Raw genomic sequence first — 4408 nt, forward strand, 5'->3', positions numbered from 1 at the left:
TGCCTTGAATGTCGCCTAGGACGGATTGCGAGATGTCGCTGTCGAAGCTGCGCCGGTCCAAGCTCATGACGATTCCCCCGGGTTCAGCTTGCGCCGAAGCGGGCAGCGTCGAAGTTGGCCGAGCCTTGGTTGGCCGAGGCGTTGTCGGCCATTTCGGTGTCGCCGTGGCCGAACGAGCGGTCCATGCCGGACTGCCCGCCCAAGATCGCCGACAGCGAGCCGTTGAGCTCGCCGGTGATCTCGTCGGCCCGTGCCTTGAACGAGTCGAACGCGGCCCGCCCGGCCCCGTTGAACTTGCCTTCGAGGGGTTCCGCGGCGGCGATGAGCTGGCGGATCAACGCGCCCAGATCATCGCTGGAACCCTGCGTCTGCTTCGTCAACGCCGACAACGTCGACGACCCCATGTCGAACTTCATCGACGGCACCCTTCAACGCGAGAACAACACACCTCGCGAGCACCATAACGATCTGGCACGACACCGTGGGCCGGTCGCGCCGACATCGAGCTCGGCGCCGCCACTACGGCGGTGCAACGTCACCGAGAAAGACCAACGTTCAGGCGGGCAGCGCGCCGATCTCGGGCGAACCGTTGCCGAAGGTCTTGTGCAGGTCGCGGTGCACGACGCGATCACCCGCGCGTTCCAGGTAGCGGCGTCCGCGCCTGGTCCGCCCGAGCAGGCCGGACTTGACCGAGTTCGCGGCGACGATGCCCGGCACCGCCCATGCCGGAGTCACCGGCAGCTGCAGGTCCCGCATGTCCCGTTTGCCGAGGAAGTAGCGCAACATGCTCAGCAACCGCAGCCGCGTGTACCGCCCGATCACCCCGCCGAACCTGCCGTGGTCCACATCGAGCTGCCCCTCGACCAGCGCGGACGACAGCGCGGCACCCGCGGGCGTCTGCCCGTCCTGCACGCGCAGGATGTGGTAGTTGAACACGTTCTGCTCGCGTTCGGTGTCGAACAGCCAGTCCTCGTCGACACCCATCAGCCAGCCCACGTACTTCCACAGGTGCATCACCGCGCGCGACTCCTCGCCGGTCACGACCCAGCCGAGTGCGCGCACGCCGAGCAGCAGCGTGCTGTTGAACAGGCCGAGGGTGGATGCCTGGTCGGTCTGGTTGATCGGCAGGCCCCAGCGCTGCACGTCCCACCGGCCGTTGCGCTCGAAGCGGTCGTTGACCAGGGCGTGCATCGCGCGGACGTGGACGGTGAGCTTGAATCCCTCGCCGTCGCGGTGCATCGCGCCGGGCTGAGTCACGGCGACGGCCCACTTCTTGGTCTCGCCGAGCCTGCGCAGCGCGGTGGAGCCGGTGAGACCACCGGTTTCCACCAGCAGGTCCGCGGGCCCGCCGAACCGGTAGCCGCCGATCAGCGCCAACTGCAGCAGCACGTCACCGGTGGTGCGACCCATCCGGCGCACCGTGCGGGCGCCGCGTTCCAGCAGGTCGAAGTCGACCCAGTCGGGCACCTGATCGACCTCGGCGAAGAACTTCCGCAGCGGCTCGGGCGCGTCGGGCACGCTCTCGATGCCGTGCTCGAGCGCCTGGTGGAACTGCGCCATCCGCACGCGCTCGCCGTCGGCGCGGTCCCGCCGCATCGCCCGGACCAGCTGCGCGCCGAGTTCGTCGCGGCTGTACATCCGCCGGCCGATCCGGTCGATCAGGTCCTCGTCCAGCGAACGCACCCGCGCGACCAGCCGCAGAACGCGGCCGATCCGCCTGCCGCGCTCGGGTGCACCGAAGAACCGGCTCGGGTACGCCGCGGCGTCGTGCGCTGCCTGTGCCACCATGCTGAGGATGCTGACACGAATGATCATTCGCGTTCAATTCGCGTTGTGGGGACGCGGATGACGGCCCGGCCGCGCGGGCAGGTGCGCCGCGAACCGAGCCAGCAGCGCTCGCGCGCAATGGTCGAGCGCATCATCACCGCGGGGCACGCTGTGCTGCTGGAACACGGTTACGAGCGCGCCAGCACCGGGCGCATCGCAGCTGCGGCGGGCATCAGCCCGGGCTCGCTGTACCAGTACTTCCCGGACAAGCACGCGGTGCTGACGCAGGTGATCGACCGCTACACCGATCGGCTGCGGACTCGCGTTTCACGCGCGTTCGTGCACAACCTGTCGGCGCCCTCTCCGGCCGAGAGCGTGCGCGGCAGCGTGAACGCCCTGCTGGACGCCTTCGAGGCGAACGCGGGCCTGATCCGGGTGCTCTACGAACAGCTGCCGCCGACCGCGGACACCCACCGGGCCGATTTCAAGCACCGCATCGACGAGCTGGTCACCACGGCGCTGCTGCTGCACGACCGCGGACGCAGCGGCGAACCGATCGACGCGATCGCCTGGGTGCTGGTGCGCACCGTCGAGAACCTCACGATCAGCTACGTGCTGGACCCGCCGCCGCTCGGGCGCGAGACCGTGGTCGACGAACTCACCCGGCTCATCACCGGGTACCTCGCCGACCGGATCGGGCGCGCGGGATGATCAACCGTCCGATGTGCAACTGCGCAGAAAGGCCGACCATGCCGACGATTCCGGACCCCGAGGCCGTCGCGGGCGCGCTCGCGCGGCTGCGCGAGCGGACTCCGCTGGTGCATTCGCTGACCAATGTGGTCTCCGCGAACGTGCTCACCAACGCGTTGCTGGCGGCCGGAGCCACCAACGCGATCATCGACAATCCGCGCGAAGCCGGGGAATTCGCGCGGATCGCGGACGCCGTGCTGATCAACCTCGGAACCCCGGACGACGAGCAGGCCCGCGCGTTCACCGCGGCTGCGGAATCCGCGCACGCGGCCGGGCATCCGTGGGTGCTGGATCCCGTGGGCGTCGGTGGCCTGTCGTGGCGCACCGAACTCGCCGGTGGGCTGCTCGCGCATCGGCCGACGGCGATCCGCGGGAATCCTTCGGAGATCGCGGCCGTGGCGGGGTTGGAAAGCACCTCCCGCGGTGTCGACAGCGCTTCCGATGCGGCCGAGTCGGTACCGGCGGCACGAACGTTGCTGGAGGTCAGCGAAGTCGTTTCCGCTTCGGGGCCGATCGACTACATCACCGGGCGCACCGCGGACGGGATCGCGACGGCGCGGGTGCACGGCGGCAGCGAGTGGCTGCCGAAGATCACCGCCACGGGGTGCGCGCTCGGAGCGCTCGGGGCGGCTTACCTCGCGGTGGCGGAGCCGTTCACCGGGATCGTGGCCGCACACGCGCACTTCTCGGTCGCCGCGGAGTTCGCCGAGCCGCACGCGAACGGACCGGGCACGTTCGTCCCGGCGTTCCTCGACACGCTGGCGGCCGTCGGCCCGGACGACCTGCGCGCGCATGCGCGGATCGACAGCGCCGAGCACTGATCGCAGTGAACGAACCGCTGGTCCCAATGGATTTGGACGAACGGGCCGTTCACCCACGACTGCGGGCGGGTGTGCGCAGGTCACCGGTGTATGTGTGGTCAGGGCGCGGGAATGGGAAAAACGCGTTCGACCGGGTGCCACCGGATGGCAACCCCGCTCGGCGCGGCGGCGTCCTCCGGACGACGATGTTCGTGAGTTTGGAGGAAAGATGCGCTATTCCGGTCTGTTGTTGGCAGCCGCGCTGCCGCTCGCGGTCGCCGCGCCCGCGCAAGCAGCGGACGCCGGAACCGGGACGGTCTCGGGGAAGTACTTCATGGACCGCAACGGCGACGGGCAGCAGCAGGCGGACGAACCGGGTCCGCACGCCGGGTTCGTCGAACTGCTGACGACCGACGGCAGGCAGGTCGCGCACGGGAGTCCCGACGAGCAGGGATTCTACGAGTTCGGCGACGTCGCCCCGGGTGACTACCAGGTCCGGTTCAACGAGGGCGGGTTCCTGCCCACCACCCCGAACAACGTGCCGGTGAGCGTCCAGGACGGCGGTACCGCGCAGGCCGACTTCGGGATGCAGGGCGGGGAAATCTCCGGCATGGCGTGGGAGGACAGCAACGGCGACGGGCAGCGGCAGCAGGGCGAGCCGCCGATCGCCGGGGTGGAGATCACGAGCATCGACGGGGCGCAATACCGCGCCACCACCGGCGAAGACGGCACTTACCGCATCGCGGACGCTTGGATCAACAAGGATTACCGGCTGACCTTCCAGCCGCGCGAGGGCATGATGTTCGCGCCGCCGCGGGTCGGTGCGCCGGAGACCGACTCCGATGTGATCGACGCCGACGACGGCAGTGCCGAGGCGTCGGTCTGGGTCGGCAAGCCCGGTTTCATCATCAACGCGCACAACATCGACGCCGGTTACGTTCCGCCGCGCGGTTGAGCCGAATTCGCGCCGTTCGCAGCGCTGCCGGGGTGCGGGGGACGGTGGCGCGTACGGATGTTGCTCGCCCGCACGCGCCACCGCTTTGATCACTTGTACGGCCGCAAGGCCGCCTTGTCCGCATCGGACGCCGGAA

Annotated in this window: 5 protein-coding genes; 3 read left to right on the plus strand and 2 right to left on the minus strand. The window is 69.5% G+C overall.

What is annotated here, in order from left to right:
- Positions 1-83: 83 nt before the first annotated feature.
- Entirely contained in the window at positions 84-416 is a 333-nt protein-coding gene (locus IJH84_RS14600; protein ID WP_295145320.1) for a hypothetical protein, read from the minus strand.
- A gap of 139 nt (positions 417-555) precedes the next feature.
- Positions 556-1788 carry an oxygenase MpaB family protein gene (locus IJH84_RS14605; protein WP_295145323.1) on the minus strand — a complete coding sequence of 411 codons (1233 nt, stop codon included), beginning with the start codon at positions 1786-1788 and terminating at the stop codon, positions 556-558.
- A gap of 57 nt (positions 1789-1845) precedes the next feature.
- On the opposite strand from IJH84_RS14605, the gene IJH84_RS14610 reads away from it, so the two are divergent.
- From IJH84_RS14610 to IJH84_RS14620, 3 genes are all read left to right on the plus strand, one after another.
- Positions 1846-2478: a TetR/AcrR family transcriptional regulator gene (locus IJH84_RS14610; protein WP_295145326.1), complete on the plus strand. Its 633-nt coding sequence runs from the start codon at positions 1846-1848 to the stop codon at positions 2476-2478.
- Between the two features lie 38 nt (positions 2479-2516).
- Positions 2517-3338 (plus strand): hydroxyethylthiazole kinase, encoded by an 822-nt coding sequence (gene thiM, locus IJH84_RS14615; RefSeq protein ID WP_295145329.1) that lies wholly within the window; start codon positions 2517-2519, stop codon positions 3336-3338.
- A 208-nt stretch (positions 3339-3546) separates the two neighbouring features.
- A complete protein-coding gene (locus IJH84_RS14620) occupies positions 3547-4272 on the plus strand; it encodes an SdrD B-like domain-containing protein (protein ID WP_200072279.1) in 726 nt (241 codons plus the stop codon).
- Positions 4273-4408: the final 136 nt, after the last annotated feature.

It is taken from the genome of Saccharopolyspora sp., assembly GCF_017434145.1.
Classification (GTDB): domain Bacteria; phylum Actinomycetota; class Actinomycetes; order Mycobacteriales; family Pseudonocardiaceae; genus Saccharopolyspora_C; species Saccharopolyspora_C galaxeae.

Coding starts and splice junctions, on each gene's coding strand:
- IJH84_RS14600 (WP_295145320.1), bottom strand. CDS start 416: ATGAAGTTCGACATGGGGTCGTCGACGTTGTCGGCGTTGACGAAGCAG.
- IJH84_RS14605 (WP_295145323.1), bottom strand. CDS start 1,788: ATGGTGGCACAGGCAGCGCACGACGCCGCGGCGTACCCGAGCCGGTTC.
- IJH84_RS14610 (WP_295145326.1), top strand. CDS start 1,846: ATGACGGCCCGGCCGCGCGGGCAGGTGCGCCGCGAACCGAGCCAGCAG.
- thiM (WP_295145329.1), top strand. CDS start 2,517: ATGCCGACGATTCCGGACCCCGAGGCCGTCGCGGGCGCGCTCGCGCGG.
- IJH84_RS14620 (WP_200072279.1), top strand. CDS start 3,547: ATGCGCTATTCCGGTCTGTTGTTGGCAGCCGCGCTGCCGCTCGCGGTC.